This is a genomic window from Bradyrhizobium sp. MI1.4 (assembly GCF_055811315.1).
On the sequence record NZ_JBVVPP010000035.1, the window covers coordinates 1 to 16,979 of the forward strand.

At 64.0% G+C, this 16,979-nt stretch carries 18 protein-coding genes; 6 read left to right on the forward strand and 12 right to left on the reverse strand.

Annotation, left to right across the window (positions count from 1 at the left end):
* Positions 1-253 precede the first annotated feature (253 nt).
* Entirely contained in the window at positions 254-643 is a 390-nt protein-coding gene (locus AC0L23_RS27955; RefSeq protein WP_085350675.1) for a hypothetical protein, read from the reverse strand.
* A 285-nt stretch (positions 644-928) separates the two neighbouring features.
* On the opposite strand from AC0L23_RS27955, the gene AC0L23_RS27960 reads away from it, so the two are divergent.
* Positions 929-1,186, forward strand: coding sequence for a DUF2798 domain-containing protein (locus AC0L23_RS27960; protein ID WP_085350586.1), 258 nt, complete (start codon positions 929-931; stop codon positions 1,184-1,186).
* 50 nt (positions 1,187-1,236) lie between these two features.
* On the opposite strand, the gene AC0L23_RS27965 is transcribed toward AC0L23_RS27960, so the two are convergent.
* The 3 genes from AC0L23_RS27965 to AC0L23_RS27975 all read right to left on the reverse strand — a co-directional run bounded on the left by AC0L23_RS27965 (position 1,237) and on the right by AC0L23_RS27975 (position 4,475).
* On the reverse strand, positions 1,237-3,024 hold the full coding sequence (locus AC0L23_RS27965; protein ID WP_085384834.1) for a chloride channel protein: 1,788 nt from the start codon (positions 3,022-3,024) through the stop codon (positions 1,237-1,239).
* 12 nt (positions 3,025-3,036) lie between these two features.
* Positions 3,037-3,690, reverse strand: coding sequence for a class II aldolase/adducin family protein (locus AC0L23_RS27970; RefSeq protein WP_247475178.1), 654 nt, complete (start codon positions 3,688-3,690; stop codon positions 3,037-3,039).
* Positions 3,691-3,848: 158 nt separating this feature from the next.
* Positions 3,849-4,475: a MarC family protein gene (locus AC0L23_RS27975; RefSeq protein WP_377791692.1), complete on the reverse strand. Its 627-nt coding sequence runs from the start codon at positions 4,473-4,475 to the stop codon at positions 3,849-3,851.
* Between the two features lie 89 nt (positions 4,476-4,564).
* Between AC0L23_RS27975 and AC0L23_RS27980 the strand changes: the two genes are divergently transcribed.
* The 5 genes from AC0L23_RS27980 (at position 4,565) to AC0L23_RS28000 (ending at position 8,551) form a co-directional block, all read left to right on the forward strand.
* Positions 4,565-4,771, forward strand: a complete 207-nt coding sequence (locus AC0L23_RS27980; protein WP_007601434.1) for a hypothetical protein — start codon at positions 4,565-4,567, stop codon at positions 4,769-4,771.
* Positions 4,772-4,871: 100 nt separating this feature from the next.
* Positions 4,872-5,438, forward strand: coding sequence for a YciE/YciF ferroxidase family protein (locus AC0L23_RS27985; RefSeq protein WP_085384836.1), 567 nt, complete (start codon positions 4,872-4,874; stop codon positions 5,436-5,438).
* A 154-nt stretch (positions 5,439-5,592) separates the two neighbouring features.
* Positions 5,593-5,976, forward strand: coding sequence for an Hsp20/alpha crystallin family protein (locus AC0L23_RS27990; protein ID WP_007601432.1), 384 nt, complete (start codon positions 5,593-5,595; stop codon positions 5,974-5,976).
* An 8-nt stretch (positions 5,977-5,984) separates the two neighbouring features.
* The gene (lon, locus tag AC0L23_RS27995; protein WP_085350583.1) at positions 5,985-8,390 is read left to right on the forward strand and encodes an endopeptidase La; all 2,406 of its coding nucleotides are present in this window, start codon (positions 5,985-5,987) and stop codon (positions 8,388-8,390) included.
* Between the two features lie 5 nt (positions 8,391-8,395).
* On the forward strand, positions 8,396-8,551 hold the full coding sequence (locus AC0L23_RS28000; RefSeq protein ID WP_162847267.1) for a hypothetical protein: 156 nt from the start codon (positions 8,396-8,398) through the stop codon (positions 8,549-8,551).
* 70 nt (positions 8,552-8,621) lie between these two features.
* On the opposite strand, the gene AC0L23_RS28005 is transcribed toward AC0L23_RS28000, so the two are convergent.
* The 8 genes from AC0L23_RS28005 to AC0L23_RS28040 all read right to left on the reverse strand — a co-directional run bounded on the left by AC0L23_RS28005 (position 8,622) and on the right by AC0L23_RS28040 (position 16,975).
* The gene (locus AC0L23_RS28005; protein WP_007601427.1) at positions 8,622-8,924 is read right to left on the reverse strand and encodes an HU family DNA-binding protein; all 303 of its coding nucleotides are present in this window, start codon (positions 8,922-8,924) and stop codon (positions 8,622-8,624) included.
* 357 nt (positions 8,925-9,281) lie between these two features.
* Positions 9,282-10,514, reverse strand: coding sequence for an acetyl-CoA C-acetyltransferase (locus AC0L23_RS28010; RefSeq protein WP_085350582.1), 1,233 nt, complete (start codon positions 10,512-10,514; stop codon positions 9,282-9,284).
* A 148-nt stretch (positions 10,515-10,662) separates the two neighbouring features.
* Positions 10,663-12,126: a GH1 family beta-glucosidase gene (locus tag AC0L23_RS28015; protein WP_085361044.1), complete on the reverse strand. Its 1,464-nt coding sequence runs from the start codon at positions 12,124-12,126 to the stop codon at positions 10,663-10,665.
* 863 nt (positions 12,127-12,989) lie between these two features.
* Entirely contained in the window at positions 12,990-13,397 is a 408-nt protein-coding gene (locus AC0L23_RS28020) for a hypothetical protein (protein WP_018460275.1), read from the reverse strand.
* A 60-nt stretch (positions 13,398-13,457) separates the two neighbouring features.
* Positions 13,458-13,625: a hypothetical protein gene (locus AC0L23_RS28025; protein WP_007601419.1), complete on the reverse strand. Its 168-nt coding sequence runs from the start codon at positions 13,623-13,625 to the stop codon at positions 13,458-13,460.
* 169 nt (positions 13,626-13,794) lie between these two features.
* Positions 13,795-14,028, reverse strand: coding sequence for a hypothetical protein (locus tag AC0L23_RS28030; protein ID WP_018460276.1), 234 nt, complete (start codon positions 14,026-14,028; stop codon positions 13,795-13,797).
* The gene (locus tag AC0L23_RS28035; protein WP_085384859.1) at positions 14,025-14,324 is read right to left on the reverse strand and encodes a hypothetical protein; all 300 of its coding nucleotides are present in this window, start codon (positions 14,322-14,324) and stop codon (positions 14,025-14,027) included. Before AC0L23_RS28035 ends, AC0L23_RS28030 begins: the two co-directional genes overlap by 4 nt.
* 131 nt (positions 14,325-14,455) lie before the next feature.
* Complete coding sequence (locus AC0L23_RS28040; protein ID WP_244561271.1) at positions 14,456-16,975, reverse strand: TonB-dependent receptor; 2,520 nt, start codon at positions 16,973-16,975, stop codon at positions 14,456-14,458.
* Positions 16,976-16,979 lie beyond the last annotated feature (4 nt).

A 16,979-nucleotide genomic window follows, 5' to 3' on the forward strand; every position in this document is an offset into this window, starting at 1 on the left:
ACCCGAACGCTGCCGCGTCCACCGCAAGCCCGGCTCGCGAACATGACGACCACAAGATCGCCCCTCAAGGATGAGCCAGGATGGGCGACACATACGCCGTTTCCGAATTTCGGTAAAGCGGAATATTTTTTCTGGAGGGGATTGACGCGCCCGCGACACAGGTCGCGCAATGAGACGCCTCGCGCAGAAGCAACAAGGGGCGGTGCAAAACACCGCCCCTTGGCGAGAACGAGACTGCGGCGAGGACAGGCGCCTAATACGGCTGATAATAGCCACGCGGACCATAGTAGGGACCGCCGCCGTAATATCCCTGGCCGCCGTAGTAAGGACCGGGACCGTAATTATAGCGGTCCTCGTAGTACTCCTGGCGCCTGCTCTCTGCGATCGCGCCGCCGATCAGACCTGCCGCCACGCCCATGAAAGCGAGGCCTGCAGCGTTCGGACCTCGCCGATAATAGCGGTGGCGGCGAGCCGCGCTGAAATCGGTGGCAGCCGGAGCGACCGAGCCCGCGGCAGCGGCTTTGGTGGGCGCGGGCGAGTTGGCAGCCGAAGGGGTGATCGGGGCCGTCATCAGAACAAGACTTGCGAAAGCTGCCAGCCCAACGCTGCGGCCGGCTGCGGAAATCATCGGTCCTTTATTCATCTTGACCTTCCTGTTCTCGCTCGAAGCGACATAAAAAAAAAGACTAAACGTCCAAACCACTGAAATGGTTTCGTGATCGCGGCAATCTGCCACGCGTTGAACGATTGTAGATCGAACGTCCAGATCCAGCTTGAACCATCCAACATGAGCGGATAATGAACAGGCGCACCGTCTTTCGGTCGCCGTAAGCGTTTTACGTGAACCAACGCATCAACCGACGCCGTCGGGATCGATGCCATTCTTGGGTTCACCGTGACTGACGCGTCTTATTCCAAGAGAAACCAGATGATTGCGGTTCGCAAACTGCCGGCGCGCTATGCGTCGATCGTGATGCCATTTGTGCTGTCCATCCTCATGACAGCCGTGGTGTCGGTCATTTCCACCCTTCGAAGCCTCGGCGCAACGCCGGCGTTCCTCGCAACCTGGCCGGGCGCCTGGGCGCTGTCATGGCTCGTCGCCTTTCCGACGCTGCTGATGGTGCTGCCACTGGTCCGCCGGATCGTGGCTAGCGTCGTCGCTGCTCCCTTGCAGCCAGGCCGATAGCAGGCGCGGACGGCGGCGCATGATGCACGCCGTCCCGCTTCCGTGTGACCTTACGACAGCGCGCCGAGTACGCCGCGCGTCGCCTTGTCGATCTCCTCGACATAGCGGCGGCGGGCGAAGGTCTCGGTAAGGAAGCCGACCACCTTGCGGCTGTCGGTGGAATCGACCACCGCCAGCATCTCGGCCTCCGCCTCGTCGAACACCGCCATCGCCGACTTCACGTTCATTTCCGGGATCAGCACGATCTCGGTCAGGCGCGCGAGCTCGATCACCTGGATTTCGTCGGCGATGGTGTCGAGGTCGCCCGAGAACAGGTCGGGCAGCAGGACAAGGCCGACATATTCGTCCGCATTGTTGACGATGACGATCCCGGGCCGCGAGCCCAGCGCGAATTCGCGGCGGACCGCGGCGATCGTCGTGGTCGACGGCACCTTGCCAACATCTGAGCGCATCAGCCGCTCGACGGTGAGGTTGCGCAGCCAGCCGACGTCGTTGGCGCTGCGGATGGTCTCGCCGCGCAGATGCAAGCGCCAGGTCGAGAAGGAGTGCCCGAACATGAAGCGGACGCAGATCGAGGTGACGATGCAGCCGGCGAGCACCACGGCGGTAACGTCGACGTTGCGGGTCATCTCGAGCACGAGGAACGACATGGTCAAGGGACCGCCGACGATGGCGACGCCCAGCGTCGCCATGCCCGTCAGCATCGAGACCAGCGGATCGATCACGAAGTTCGGGCTGATCAAGAGCAGCACCGCGGAGAAGAACTTTCCGATCAGGCTGCCCACGAACAGCGAGGCAAAGAACAGGCCGCCGCGGAAACCGGAGGCGAGCGAGATCAGGCAGGCCGTCACCTTCAAGGCGATGATCAGCGCGATCAGGCCGATCGTCATGTCGTGAAAGAGATCGAGCACCATTGCGCCGTGGCCGGCCGCCAGCACCTGCGGCGTGACGATCGCAAAACCGCCGACGATGAGGCCGCCGATCACCGGGCGCAACCAGACCGGCAGCCATTTGAACAGGCGCTCGAACATCGAGGACGAGCGCATCACGGCGATGCCGACACCGCTGGTGACGAGCGCGAGACCGATCAGCGCCAGATATTGCTCGACGCCGACGGCGCTGACCTTGGGTATTTCGAGCGAGTATGGCGCGCCGCCGAGCCATTGCGCGGTCAGGGCGCCCGCGAGCGAGGCGGCGAGGATCGGCGCCGCGCTGCCGACCGAGTAGACGCCGACGATCAGCTCGCAGGCGTAGAAGGCGCCCGTGATCGGTGCACCGAAGGCCGCCGCGATCGCCGCAGCGGCACCGCAGCCGACGATCAGGCGCAGATCGTTGCGGCGCAGATTGAAGAACTTGCCGAGCAACGAGGCGATACCCGAGCCGATCTGGGTATAGCCGGCCTCGAGGCCGACGGAGGCGCCGCAGCCGTTCGAGATCAGCGTCTGGCTGGACACCACCACGCTGTCGCGCATCGACAGATTGCCGCCGCGCAGTGCGTTCGCCTCGATCGGATCGACCGCGCTGGAGAGCTTGAGCCGTCGCCGCCACCACTCCATGATCCCAAGCACCAACCCGCCCAGCGCGGGCGCGATCAGCGCGGCCCACGGACTGACGCTGGTATTGGCGGACAGGCGGACGTCGATGGGAATGCCGTAGATCACCATATGGGCAATCTGCGCAATCTCGGCCATCAGCGTCACGATGGCGCCGGCGAGCGTGCCGATCACCAGCGCCAGCGGGATCAGATAGAATTCGTTGCTGCGCAGCAGCGCCCGCAGCCGAACCATGATGCGGTTCGTCCCCTTGCGGTCGGCGAGATGTCTGATCCGCAGGAACACGTTCTGTCCGCCCTACTCTTCCGACATGCCGTAACCGGACATGCGCTGGCGGACCCGCTCGATCTCGGCGCTCGACAGCAGCGGCGGCTCTCCGATCTGGAGACAGCCGTGATATTGCCGCGCCAGCGTCTCGACCTCGACGGCGAGCCACATCGCCTTGTCCAGCGACTTGCCGATTGCGATCATGCCGTGATGGTCGAGCAGGCAGGCAAGCCGCCCCTCCAGCGCCCGCACGGCATGTTCGGACAGCTCCGCCGTTCCGAAGGTGGCATAGGGCGCGCAGCGGATGCTGTCGCCGCCGGCGGCTGCAATCATGTAGTGCACGGGCGGGATCTCCAGGCCCATGATCGCCAGGATGGTGCAATAGGTCGGATGGGCGTGGACGACGGCGTCGACGTCTGGCCGGGCCTTCAGGATGTCGAGGTGGAAGCGCCACTCGCTGGACGGCTTCTGATCGGGCGCGTGCGATCCGTCCATCGTCATGAACACGATCTGGTCCGGCGTCATGGCGTCGTAGGGCACGCTGGTCGGGGTGACCAGAAGCCCGTCCACATGCCGGACGCTGATATTGCCCGAGGTGCCCTGGTTGATGCCGAGCGCATTCATGCGGCGGCAGGCGCCGATGATGGCCTGTCTCTTGTCGAGCTCGTCCGCTGTCATCGACATCTCGATTTCCTGACGATGGGCGCCTGTCAGACGGGGAGTACGTCAAGCAATATGGCAGCGCAAGAGAAAGCGGACCGGATCGCGCGCGATCCCGCTAACCGCCTCATGGCATCATGGAATAAACATGAAAATCAACGCATTAACAGATTGTCGCAGCTCTACGGCAAGCTCGCCCGGACAGCAGCGAAGCCGTTGATCACGAACTGCACCGAATAGGCCGCGAGCAGCATGCCGAGCACGCGCGAGAGGACGGCGTTGCCGGTGCGCCCGAGGGTCCGCGCGATCATGTTCGCGGAGACAAAGCAGAGCATGCAGAGCAGGCACACGGCGAGCACGACCGCGATGATGATCGCGAGCCTCGGTCCGTAGCCGGCATCGCCGGTCAGGAGCAGCGTGGTGGCGATCGCGCCGGGACCGGCCATCATCGGGATCGCCAGCGGGAATACCGCGACGTCGGAGGCATGCTCCGACGTTGCCTTGTCGGCCTCGCGGGCCTCGCGATGCGGACGGTCGCCGAAGATCATCTGGTAGGACACGCCGAACAGCAGCAGCCCGCCGGCGATCTGGAAGGCGGGGATGCCGATCCCGAGCTGGCGCAGCAGCCAGTTTCCGATCAGGGCGATCACCACCAGGATCGACGCCGCAATCAGCGGCGCGCGTAGCGCGATGGTGCGTTTGGTCTTGTCGGGCATGCCTCCGGTCGCGGCGAGGAAGGCCGGCGCAAGGCCCACCGGATCGACCACGAGCAGCAGTGTCACGAACGCGGACAGGGTGAAGTCGATCATGTCTCGGTGGGCTCCCTGGACGCAGGAACGATGGCTGGCGGACTGACTTAGCCCGATAGAACCGCTTTAAAAATCACCGGAGATGCACAATGAGTGACAGTGGAATTGGAATGTTGCTGGGTCACCTTTCGGGCAACCTGCTCTGGCTCTGGTTCATCGGTGCCTTCGTGCTCGGTGCGGTCCTCGTCTACGGCGTGGCGAAGGCGGGGCGCCTGCGGCGCCGCGAGCGCGCGCAGCTCGACCGCAACACCGAGGCGCGGCAGCGGCAGGAAGATCCCTACAAGCGCCCGACCTGAGCGCAGGCTGCAGTTTGGAACTTTCGTTCTCCGAAAGCTTTTGATCGCCTGAGGATTGCGGAAGGCGATGCCTTCGCGCGTCACCTCAAGAGGAGGATGTATGGCAAAACGAGCAAAGAAGCGCACAAGCAAGAAATCGTCGACGGGCCGCGCCCGTCAGGCGCCGAAGATGTTGAGCGACCTATTCCTGGAGACGCTCAAGGACATCTATTTCGCCGAGAACAAGATCATCAAGACCCTGCCCAAGATGGCCAAGGCTGCCAACTCGAAGGAGCTCGCGGCGGCTTTCAACAAGCATCTGCGCGAGACCCAGGGCCAGGTCAAACGTCTGGACCAGATCTTTAAGATGCTGGGCAAGCCGGCCCGCGGCAAGCCTTGCGAAGCGATCAACGGCATCACCGACGAAGGTGCCGAGATCATGAAGGAGTTCAAGAACGCGCCTGCGCTCGACGCCGGCCTGCTCGCAGCCGCGCAGGCGGTCGAGCACTACGAAATCTCCCGCTACGGCACGCTGCGCACCTGGGCCGAGGAGCTCGGCATGCAGGACGCGGCAAAGCTGCTGCAGGCGACGCTGGACGAGGAAGAGGCGACCGATCACGCCCTGACCGAGCTCGCCACCTCCGTGATCAACCTCGAGGCGGAAGAGGAATACCGCCAAGCGGCCTGAGGCACACATAGGGTGACGACGGAACGCCGCGGCCCGGAAGGCCGCGGCGCTTGTTTTCGGATCGCACGATCCGCATGGCACCTGCGCGCAGCCGGGCTGGAATTCTCGGGAACCGGCCCCATATTCAGCGTTCCTCACCCGCCGAGCCCGCATCATGCAACCCAAAAATCCCCTCGACTGGATGCTGTCCGAAGCCTTGGACTCGCTGACCCGCGCCGAACGGCTGCGCCAGCAGTTCGGCCGGCAGGAAGCCTGCTGGGAGCCGCCGATCGACGTGCTCGAAACCGAGCATGAGCTCCTGATCCTGGTCGCGCTTCCCGGCGTCAATCCCGACAATGTCGAGACTGTCATCCATGACGGCGTGCTCGTCATCTCCGGCCAGCGCACCCTTCCGCCAGAGCTTCGCAACGCCCGCATCCACCGGCTCGAACTGCCGCAGGGGCGTTTTGAGCGCCGCATTGCATTGCCCGTTGGCCGTTACGCCATCAGCCGCTTCGTGATGGACGGCTGCGTCGCGCTGCGCCTCGCCAAATCCTGAGGTCGATCATGGCCACCGAACCAATGAATACCGCACCGACCAATCCCCAGAGCAATTCCGACGTGAAGATTCCCGAAGACGCGCTGATCATCATTCCCGTGCGCGAAATGGTGCTGTTCCCCGGCGCCATCGCGCCGATCGCGATCGCACGGCCGAAGTCGGTCGCCGCCGCGCAACAGGCGCTGCGCGAGCAGCGACCGGTCGGCATCGTCCTGCAACGCAGCCCCGAGACCGAGGAGCCCGGACCGGACGACCTCTATCGGGTCGCGACCATCGCCAACATCGTGCGCTACATCACCGCGCCCGACGGCACCCATCACATCGTCTGCCAGGGCGTGCAGCGCGCGCGCATCCTCGACTTCCTGCCGGGGACGCCGTTCCCGGCCGCGCGGATCCAGCAGATTCCGGAGCCGACCACCAGCACGCCCGAGATCGAGGCCCGCGGGCTGAACCTGCAGCGCCAGGCCATCGAGGCGATCGAGCTGCTGCCGCAGGCGCCGCCCGAACTGGTCGCGATGTTCCAGGGCACCACGGCGCCCGGCGCGCTGGCGGACCTGGCGACCTCGTTCATGGACATCAAGCCGCAGGACAAGCAGGAGGTGCTGGAGACCATCGACCTCGCTCTGCGTGTCGAGAAGGTGTCGAAGCATCTGGCCGAACGGCTGGAGGTGCTGCGCATCAGCAACGAGATCGGCCAGCAGACCCGCGCCAGCTTCGACGAGCGGCAGCGCGAAGCGATCCTGCGCGAGCAGATGGCGACCATTCAGCGCCAGCTCGGCGAAGGCGACGGCAAGGCGGCCGAGGTGGCCGAGCTGACGGCTGCCATCGCCAAGGCCAACATGCCGCCCGAGGCCGATGCACATGCGAAGAAGGAGCTGCGCCGCTACGAGCGCATGCCGGAGGCCGCCGGCGAGGCCGGCATGGTCCGCACTTACCTGGACTGGCTGATCGAGCTGCCGTGGGCACTGCCCGCGGAGAAGCCGATCGACATCAAGGAAGCGCGCCGCATCCTCGACGCCGATCACTTTGGCCTGGAGAAGATCAAGAGCCGGATCATCGAATATCTGGCGGTGCGCAAGCTGGCGCCGCAGGGCAAGGCGCCGATCCTGTGCTTCATCGGACCGCCCGGCGTCGGCAAGACCTCGCTCGGCCAGTCCATCGCACGCGCGATGGACCGTCCCTTCGTGCGCGTCAGCCTCGGCGGCGTGCATGACGAGGCCGAGATCCGCGGCCACCGGCGCACCTATATCGGCGCGCTGCCCGGCAACATCATCCAGGGCATCAAGAAGGCCGGCGCCCGGAACTGCGTCATGATGCTGGACGAGATCGACAAGATGGGCCGCGGCGTGCAGGGCGATCCTTCCGCCGCGATGCTGGAGGTGCTCGACCCCGAGCAGAACGGGACATTCCGGGACAATTACCTGGGCGTGCCCTTCGACCTGTCGCGCGTGGTGTTCATCGCGACCGCAAACATGCTGGACCAGATCCCGGGTCCGTTGCTGGACCGCATGGAGCTGATCAGCCTCGCCGGCTACACCGAGGATGAGAAGCTGGAGATCGCGCGGCGCTATCTGGTGCGGCGGCAGCTCGAGGCCAACGGCTTGACGCCGGAGCAAGCCGAGATCGAGCCGGAGGCGCTGAAGCTGGTGGTCAAGGGCTACACCCGCGAAGCCGGCGTGCGTAACCTGGAGCGCGAGATCGGAAAGCTGTTCCGCCATGCTGCCGTGCAGGTCGCCGAGGGCACGGCTGCCAAGATCGTCGTGACGCCAAAGGACATCGGCACTGTGCTCGGCCAGCCGCGCTTCGAAGGCGAGATCGCGCAGCGCACCAGCATTCCAGGCGTGGCCACTGGCCTGGCCTGGACGCCGGTCGGCGGCGACATCCTGTTCATCGAGGCCTCGCGGGTATCAGGCCGCGGCGGCATGATCCTGACCGGCCAGCTCGGCGAGGTCATGCGCGAGAGCGTGCAGGCTGCGATGACGCTGGTGAAGAGCAAGGCCACGCAGCTCGGCATCGATCCGCAGCTGTTCGAAAAGAGCGACATCCACGTTCACGTGCCGGCAGGCGCGACCCCGAAGGACGGACCGAGCGCGGGCGTTGCGATGTTCACGGCGCTGACGTCCCTGCTCACCAATCGCACGGTGCGCAGCGACACCGCCATGACCGGCGAGATCTCGCTGCGCGGCCTGGTGCTGCCGGTCGGTGGCATCAAGGAGAAGGTGGTGGCAGCCGCGGCCGCGGGCCTGAAGCGGGTGATGCTGCCGGCGCGCAACAAGCGAGATTACGACGATATCCCGCAGAGCGCGCGGGACAACCTCGAATTCATCTGGCTGGAGCGCGTCGACGAAGCCATCGCCGCGGCGCTCGAGCCGGCCGAGGCCCAAGCCGATGCCAAGGTCGAAGCGGCGGAGTGAATGCCATGAAGAAATTGCTGGAAAGAGCGAAGCGATCGCGGACGACGCAGCGGCTGCGCCAGTTGCTGGATCGCGCCATCGACGGGGTTCGCGATGCGCTGGCGATGCCGGGACCGCGGCTTCAGCCGGCCCCGGTCCGGGCGAAGCGCCGCAAGGGTTGAGCCCTCCGTCTCAAGTCCTCGCGACAGCCCCGAACAAAAGGCCCCCTCGCTCGAGGGGGCCTTCGCCTTGTTAGCCCACGGCGTCCTTGGCGGCCTTGACCGGGCGGGCGCGAACGATCTTCCGGGCCGGCTTGGCCTTGAACATCATCTCTTCGCCCGTGAACGGGTTGGTGCCCTTGCGCGCCTTGGTCGCGGGCTTCTTGATGACCACGAACTTGGCGAAGCCCGGCACCAGGAACAGGCCGTTCTTCTTGAGCTCCTTGTGACCGACGTCGGTCAGCGTCTCCATGACGCTCTTGACGTCACGCTTGGAAAGCTCGGTGGTGGTCGCGATCTTTTCGATCAGCTGCGATTTCGACATTTGGGTGGCCATCGTGTCTCCTCTGATTCGTTAACGGCTGCATATTAGACCAACCGGTGAAGGCCTATAGCCTTCTGCACAGTTTTGTCGGGGTTTTACGGGCTTTTTTGGCCCTCTGTGGCAAAAAACCCTGCTTTTTAGCCACTTCCGGAGCGGGAGAGGCCTCAGGCAGCGGATTTTACCTTGTTTCAAAGGCCCGCACGCAGCCTTGCTAAAGCTGATTCGATGCTTTCGACAAGCGATGACCGGCCTCTTTGTCGGAGTCCGGTCGCGATTCACCCTGGAAAACAAGCCTAGATCGTCGTGATGTGGCGATCGCGGGTACTTTCTCTCCCTTATTTCTAGGGAGCGCGACGAGCTTCGCTCGCGCTAGATACGTTCGATGATGACGGCCGGGGCCATGCCACCGGCCGCGCACATGGTGACGAGACCGCGCTTCAAGTCGCGCCGTTCGAGCTCGTCGAGCATGGTGCCGATCAGGATCGAGCCGGTGGCGCCGATGGGATGGCCGAGTGCGATCGAGCCGCCATTGACGTTGACCCTGGCGCGGTCGAGCTTGAGGTCGCGGATGTATTTTTCCGCAACCACGGCAAAGGCCTCGTTGATCTCGAACAGGTCGATGTCGTCGATGGTCAGCCCCGCCTTCGCCAACACCTTGCGCGTCGCCGGCACCGGCGCGTTCAGCATCAGCGTCGGCGAGTCCCCCATATTCGCCATCGCGACGACGCGGGCGCGCGGCTTCAGGCCGTGCGCCCTGGCGTAAGCGGGCGAAGCCAGAAGGATCGCGGCGGCGCCGTCGACGACGCCGGACGAGTTGCCGGCGTGGTGCATGAAGTCGATCTCGAGGTCGGGGTATTTCTGCAGGATCAGGCCGCGATAGGTCGTGCCCTTGTCGTCGAGCGCATGGTCGGCGACAGCGGGGAATGCGGGCTTCAAAGCGCTCAGCCCTTCCATCGTGGTCTGCGGCCGCGGATATTCTTCATGGTCGAGCGCGAGGCTGCCGTCCTCGCGATGCACCGGCACAAGGCTCTTCTTGAAGTGGCCGTTCGCGATCGCATGCGCGGCACGCTTCTGGCTTTCGAGGCCCAGCGCGTCGACGTCCCTTCGCGTGATGCCTTCCAGCGTCGCGATCGCGTCGGCGCAGACGCCCTGATGCGACTGCGGATGCCGCGCTCGCAGGCGCAGATTGCCGTTGTCCATCATCATCGGACCGCCGCCGCGGCGTCCTTCCATCGACATCATCTCGCAGCCGCCGGCGACGACGAGGTCCTCCGTGCCCGACATGATCGAGCTTGCGGCCATGTTGACGGCGGTGATGCCGGAGCCGCAGAAGCGGTCGAGCGTTACGGCACTCGCGCGCACGTCGTAGCCGGCGTCCAGCGCCGACATGCGGCCGAGATCGCCGCCTTGCGTTGCGACCTGCGCGCTGCAGCCCCAGATGACGTCGTCGACGTCGGCGGTGTCGATGCCGGTGCGCGTCGCGAGCGCGCGCAGCACGGTTGCTCCCAGCTGCTGCGGATGAATGCCCGAGAGCGCCCCCTTGCCGGCCTTGCCAACGCCCCGCGGGGTCCGGCAGGCATCGATGATGAGTGCGTCGATCATTGGCATTATCCTCTTGTTGAACGGTTGGAAGCGTTTTGAATCAGCGGGCCAAGGGAGTCAATGCGCGCTGGCGGAACCGCCTCACCCCGCCCTCTCAACGCGAGCCAAGCTCGTCGCCCTTCCGCAAGAGCGGGGCGAGGGAGAGCAATCAAACCCCCGCTGCGTTCTTCGCGATCACGTTGCGATAGAAGCTGGCGCTGAGTTTCGGCGTACGCACCTGCGTATCGAAATTGACGTGGTAGAGCCCAAAGCGCTTGTTGAGCCCAAATACCCATTCGAAATTGTCCATCAGGCTCCAGAGGAAATAGCCGCGCACCGGCACGCCTTCGGCGGTGGCGCGCTGGAGCTGGGCCAGGTAGTTGCGCAAATACATGATGCGGTCGGTGTCGTAGATCTTGCCGTCGGGCGTCACGACGTCGTCGCCGGAGGTGCCGTTCTCGCTGATATAAATCGCGTCCGTTTTCCAGATCTTTGCCGCCAGCTTGGGCACCCAGTAGATCGTCTCGGGGCCGACGCGCAGCCAGTCCGAATTCATGTGCGGGAAGGATTTCGGGATCGGCAGCGGCATGAAGCCCGCGCCCTGGTCGGAGGCCACCACATAGTTCTGCGGCGCGTAGATGTTGAGGCCGAGGAAATCGACCGGCGAGGAGATGATCTTCAGCTCCGCATCCGTGTATTTCGGCGCGTCGCGCCCGGCGAAATTCAGGAAGGCGTCGGTGTACTGGCCCGTCATGATGACGTTGAGATAGCCGGCGTTCATTTCGCGCAGCGCGATCTCTGCGGCGCGGACGTTCTCCGGCGTGTCGATCGCGGGGGCACAGGCATCGATGTTCTCCGCCGGCCCCACCCTGGTGCCACGGCGGCCATGGGCGCGTACCGCCTGCACCGCAAGCCCGTGCGCGAGCGCGCTGTTGTGCCTGATCTGGTTGACCTCGGCTTGTGGCAGCGTCACGCCGGGCGCGTCGATGCCGATGCCGTAGCCGAAATAGACGAAGCGACCGCTCTCGTTCAGTGTGAATACGTTCTTGACGCGATCGGTCAGGTGCTCGGCGACATAGGCCGCGTAATCACCGAAGATCTTGCAGGTCTCCGTCGACCGCCAGCCGCCAAACCGGTCCTGGAGCGATTGCGGCAGGTCCCAATGATAGAGCGTCAGCCACGGCTCGATGCCGTTCTTGAGGAGTTCGTCGACCAGGCGGTTGTAGAAATCGAGTCCCTTCGGGTTGGGCTTGCCGTCGCCGTCCGGAAACAGCCGCGGCCAGGCCACCGAGAAGCGATAGGCCTTGCAGCCGAGCTCCCTGATGAGCGCGATGTCCTCCTTGTAGCGGTGATAGTGCTCGTTGGCGCGGTCGCCGGTCGAGCCATCCTCGATCTTGCCGGGGATGCGGACGAACTTGTCCCAGATCGAGGCCCCTCGCCCGTCCTCGTTGACCGCGCCCTCGACCTGATAGGACGAGGTCGCCGTGCCCCAGACGAAGCCCGCGGGGAAACCGTCCACGTTTCGCGGCGGCGATGCGGGCTTGGCGTCCGCGACCTCGAGAGGATTGGCGATTCCGGCTGCGGACAATCCCGCCAGCGTGGCGAACTGGCGACGCGAGACCTTGTCCGACATTGATCGTGCTCCGGGGTGATGCTCTTTCGGTGGCACCATGGCGAATCGCGGGTCGTTTGAGAAGCGGGCGAGCCGAGGGCCGAGGATGCAGGATTGCGGAATGCGACAAAGTTGTCCGAAAGGGGCTAGGGCGATCGTCGGCAGAGCTACCCCAAAGCCGAAATACCAGCCCCACCGTCATTCGAATTCCAGCCCAATCCGGCAAGGAAGTTGTCAGTTCCCTCGATACGAGGGCCCGTAGGCTCACAGAATGCCATATACCGCTCGGAAATTACGACCAAACTTCGCAAATATGGCGTATGCTGCAGCCATCGCCGCTCCGCTCTGGGCGATTGTCTGTCTGCACCGGTCAAGCAAGAGAACGACTGACTTATGACGCGGTTTGACCGCATCAGACTGTGGTAACCTCTTCCGCTTGACCAAGCGCCTGTCCTGCCAGGGATACAATGACTGACCCGCGTCAGAGCCACCGTGAATTCGAGGTAGATATATGTCGTATGCCTACAAGCTGAATGAAGACGTTCGCCACCAGCCCCAAGGCCCACAAGGACGTGCCGCAACTGAGCCACCGATGATTTACACCATCGTCCAGCATATGCCCATCGAGTCCGATGGACGTCTCCGATACCGCATCAAGTGCAAGTCGGAGAAAATCGAGCGAGTCGTCACGGAAGATCAGCTTTCGTATTCGCAGTGATCGCTTGATGACGGCGGGAATCCAGCGCGGATGAATTGGCTCGGTGTTGCCATGACCAACGACGGGACCGTTCTCGTTGCTTGGCGAGCCTGGATTGCGGAATGTCTGCCTGGGTCGGGAGCAGACATGAGGTCCTTCCGCCGCGGTGGCGCGCGGGCTTCCGCGATCAGCGCGAGCGCTTCGGCAACTTTGGCAGCTTGTCGGGATTGAACGGCGGCATCTGCCCGGTTCGTTCAGGTGCGGGCGCCTGCTGTTCCGTCAGAATCAGCGTACCCTGGAGGATCATTCCCGGCGCTTGCGCTGCCGTCGCCGTGTAGGTCGCCACCTTGCCCGGGCAGTTTCCCTCGATGTCCAGCGTGAGCTCATCGTCGACGCCGAACACGGTTGCGCGTCCGTCGGTATGGCGCTTCGTCGACACGGTGGCGGTGAAGCGATCGCCGTCGACCTTGCAAGAGCCGTGATAGGTCATCAGGCTGTCGCAGCCCCAGATCTGTCCGTCTGCGATATGGACGATCCCGGTCCCCTGATCGAGCGGCGTCTTGTACCAGGCGGCGTAGGTGCCGTCCTTCAACATGGGAGCAGTCTCCCCTGGTATTTCCTCGCGCATATCGACACGATCAGCGCTAACAAAGCGTTAATCGCGCGGCCCGTGCCAATCCGGGCTATTCCTGCGCAGCTCGGCCTCCAGGTCTTCAATGATGCTGTGAAGCAGACAGGCGGCAAGTGGATCGGTCACTTCGCGCTCCAAATGCCGGTACCGCGCGATCTGGAATTCCTGCTCTCTCAACTGGTGCTCTGTCATCGGACGGGCCCTCCGACGAACCGACGCAGAGACAGCCGAACAGTTTCGTTACAATTTTAGGATCATTCGCTATGGTTTCCGATCGGTAAAAACAACGCGACGCCAAGCTTCGCCGGCGGGCGGGATCATCGGAGATGTCAAAAGGTCGATACGCTGACACGCACCGCTGTCACGGCACGTCGCCGCCGCTGCGACTTCCACCGATGCTGTGCGGCTTATTGAGGAAGAACTCCCGGTTACCGAGAGCCGCCTCCGCGTACTGATCAATCGCAACCTGGATGGCCTCGATGTGCATGCGGCACCAACCCTCGAGGCAGGACAGGCGCCGCGCATGATGAAGCGCCTTCAGAAATTCCGGCGGCTCCTGCATGTCGGAGAAGTAGGTCGGCCTCTCCCCCTTCATGCTCGTGCCATCTTTCGCGGCGGAACAAGGCTGCGCTTCTCAACCCCGACGCGCGATGGCATCGGCCGACGGCGGGGAACGAACAGGCTGGCGACGACGATCGGGTCGGTGTCTCCGAGCGCGGCCCGCTCCTGAACGAGCCCGCTCATTACCGTGCGCATCTTCATGACTTCGCCTGCGACGAAGCTGCAGTCCTCGTCCCTGTTGATCTGCTCATGCATGATCGCCTCGGCCTCACGCATGCTGACGCGTAACGCCCTGATGATCCTGCGGATTTCGTTGATGCGGTTGTCCATGGCTCGCTCCCTTGGCTGGACGAGCAGCATAAGAACAAAACATGAACAATGAGTCAATCGGCTTCAGGTAGAGCAGAGCCGGCGTGACACGCCATGCCGGGCGGCGCCAACCCGGGCTTACCGAGCCAAGATCAGAACGTCACCCGCATCCCCGCATAGAACGCACGCGGCCTTGCCGGACTGAGCGAGCGCGGGTCGGTGAACTCGGCACCGCCATTGGTGAAGTTGGGCACGGCTTCGCGGTCGAAGAACTGTCCGTAGGTCGCGTAGCGCCTGTCGAAGATATTGTCGATCTTGCCGTAGAGCTGGACGTTCTTGGTTACCTGGTAGGACGTGTGCAAGTTGAACACGGTGTAGGACGGCAGCTTCGTATATTGGTTGGACTCGTCGCCGACCAGATATTGGCTGGAGACGAACAGCGCGTTGCCGCCAACCTTCCACACGTCGGTGACGGCATAGTCGATGCCGACCTTGACGCGATGGCGCGGGATCGCGGGGAGCTGGTTGCCGGGTAGCACCTGAATGGTCTCGGTGACAGTATCCCTGAACGGGCTTTCGGAACCGAGCGCGAAAGCGTCGAGATAGCGTGCGTCGACGAAAGCGTAGCTCGCCTGAAACTGAAGCGTGGGCGACTTGATGTTGACCTCAGCTTCGAGCCCCTGACGCCTGGTACGGCCGACGTTGGAGAAATAGCCGAAGCCGGTGCGGCCGACTGCGGGAACGGCGACGATGTCGTCGTAATTGGTGGCGCGGAAGCCGCCGATTTTCCAGCCGAGCGTGCCGATGTTCAGCTCCCTGCTGCCGCGCAGGCCCGCTTCCACGGTCTTGGACACGACCTGCTTCAATGGCGGATCGGAGACGAGAAACGCGGCAATCAGACAGGGACGGGCTGGATCCGAGCAGCCGAGCTCGAGCGGCGTCGGAACGCGGTTGGCCTCGGAATAGCCGGCGTAGGCCGTCAGCTCCGGCGTGATCTTGTAGGTGCCGCCGATTACCGGATTGAAGCGGGTGAAGGTGTGATCGCCGTTGAGATCGGTCCCGAGCTGATCCTCCAGCGTGATGCGCGCGACGTTGAACCGGCCGCCGCCGGTGACGGCGAAGGCGTCCGTGATATTGAACGTGTCCATTGCGTAGAGGCCGTTATATTGATTGACGGTCCGCAGCGAGACAGGGCCGGCAACGGTATCAGGTACGCCAGTCGGCCCCAGGAAGAGGCCGCCGCCGCTGACGACGTAGCTTTCTCCGATCGTGCCGATTTCGGCGGTGGCGTTATAGCGCGTGACACTGGCGTCATAGGTCGCGCCCATCACGAAGCGGTTGTCGTGGCCGAACAGCTGGTCGGTGTTGGTGGCCTGCCCCGACACGCCGAAGGTGGTCGAACGTATCGAGCTCCGGTCGATCTCGCCGAGGATGGTCCCGGACGCGAAAGGATTGGCAAGCGGCAGGCCGTTCACGCCGTTTGCCGGTGTGGCGCCGTCGCCGAAGCAAAGAAGCCCAGCGAGCCCCGGGTCAGTGCATTCCTGCGCGTCGGTCGGATTGCCGTCGACGAGCTTCTGCTCGTACCTGCGCACATGCGCGGTGCCTTCGAGCGTCCAGGTCGGCGTCGCATCGACCTTGCCCGTCAGGTTGAGATAGCCGACGCGGTTGGAAGTGGTCTGCGGGGTCGTGTAGGTCGCGCCCCAATATTTGTCGAGCAGCTCGGCGGGAACGGTGGCGTTGGCGCCGAAATCGTTCTTGGCGACGCCCATGTTGGCGTGGAATTCGCTGTCGCCCGCCTTGTAACCGACGTCGCCGTAGAAGCGCCGCACGTCCGATTGGGAGAAATTGCGGAAGCCGTTGTCGTGCAGGCCTTCGAGCGCGGCATAGACGCCGTAGTTCTTGTCGACCGTCTTACCCCATTGCGCCGAGCCCTGAATGCGGCCGAACGAGCCGCCCATGAGATCAAGCTCCGAGCCCTGATAGGTAAAACCGTCCTTCATTTGCAAATTGATCGCGCCGCCCAGCGCGTTGAGGCCGAAGGCGGGATTGTTGGTCACGAGCGTCACCGACCGGATCGCCGCGGTCGGGATCAGGTCCCAGTTGACGGCGTCGGAGAAGGCCTCGTTGATGCGAACCCCGTTCTGATACACAGCGAGGCCTTGCGGCGTGCCCGTCACCGGCGAGGCAACGAAGCCGCGGAATTCGACATCCGGCTGAAATGGATTGCCGGTAACCTCGCTGATGTTGACGCCGGCGATGTTGTCGCGAAGCGCGTCGGTGATGTTCAGCGAGCCGGTGCGCTTGATCTGGCTGGCGTCGACGGCGTTGATCGCCGAGGGGACCTTGTCGACGTCAAGACCTCCGCCGGTACCCGGCGCGGTCGGATAGACGTAGAGGCGCGTCTTGGGGCTGGCGGATGACGGCGCTCCGATGTGCGCGACCGGACGCGATGACGCGGTGCGCCGCGCCGTTGACCGCGGCGGCGCCGTCACCTCGACCGGCGGCAGGTTCTGGACGTTGGTTTCCTCGTCCTGCGCGGCCCCCGCGGGGATCGCGAAGACGGAGAGCAGCCCGGTCGAAACCAAGGCGATCAACAAACGACGATTGAACCCAAGAGGCTTGAACCCAATAGGCTTGAACCGAAAACGCTTGAACCAAACACGATCGCCCATCCCA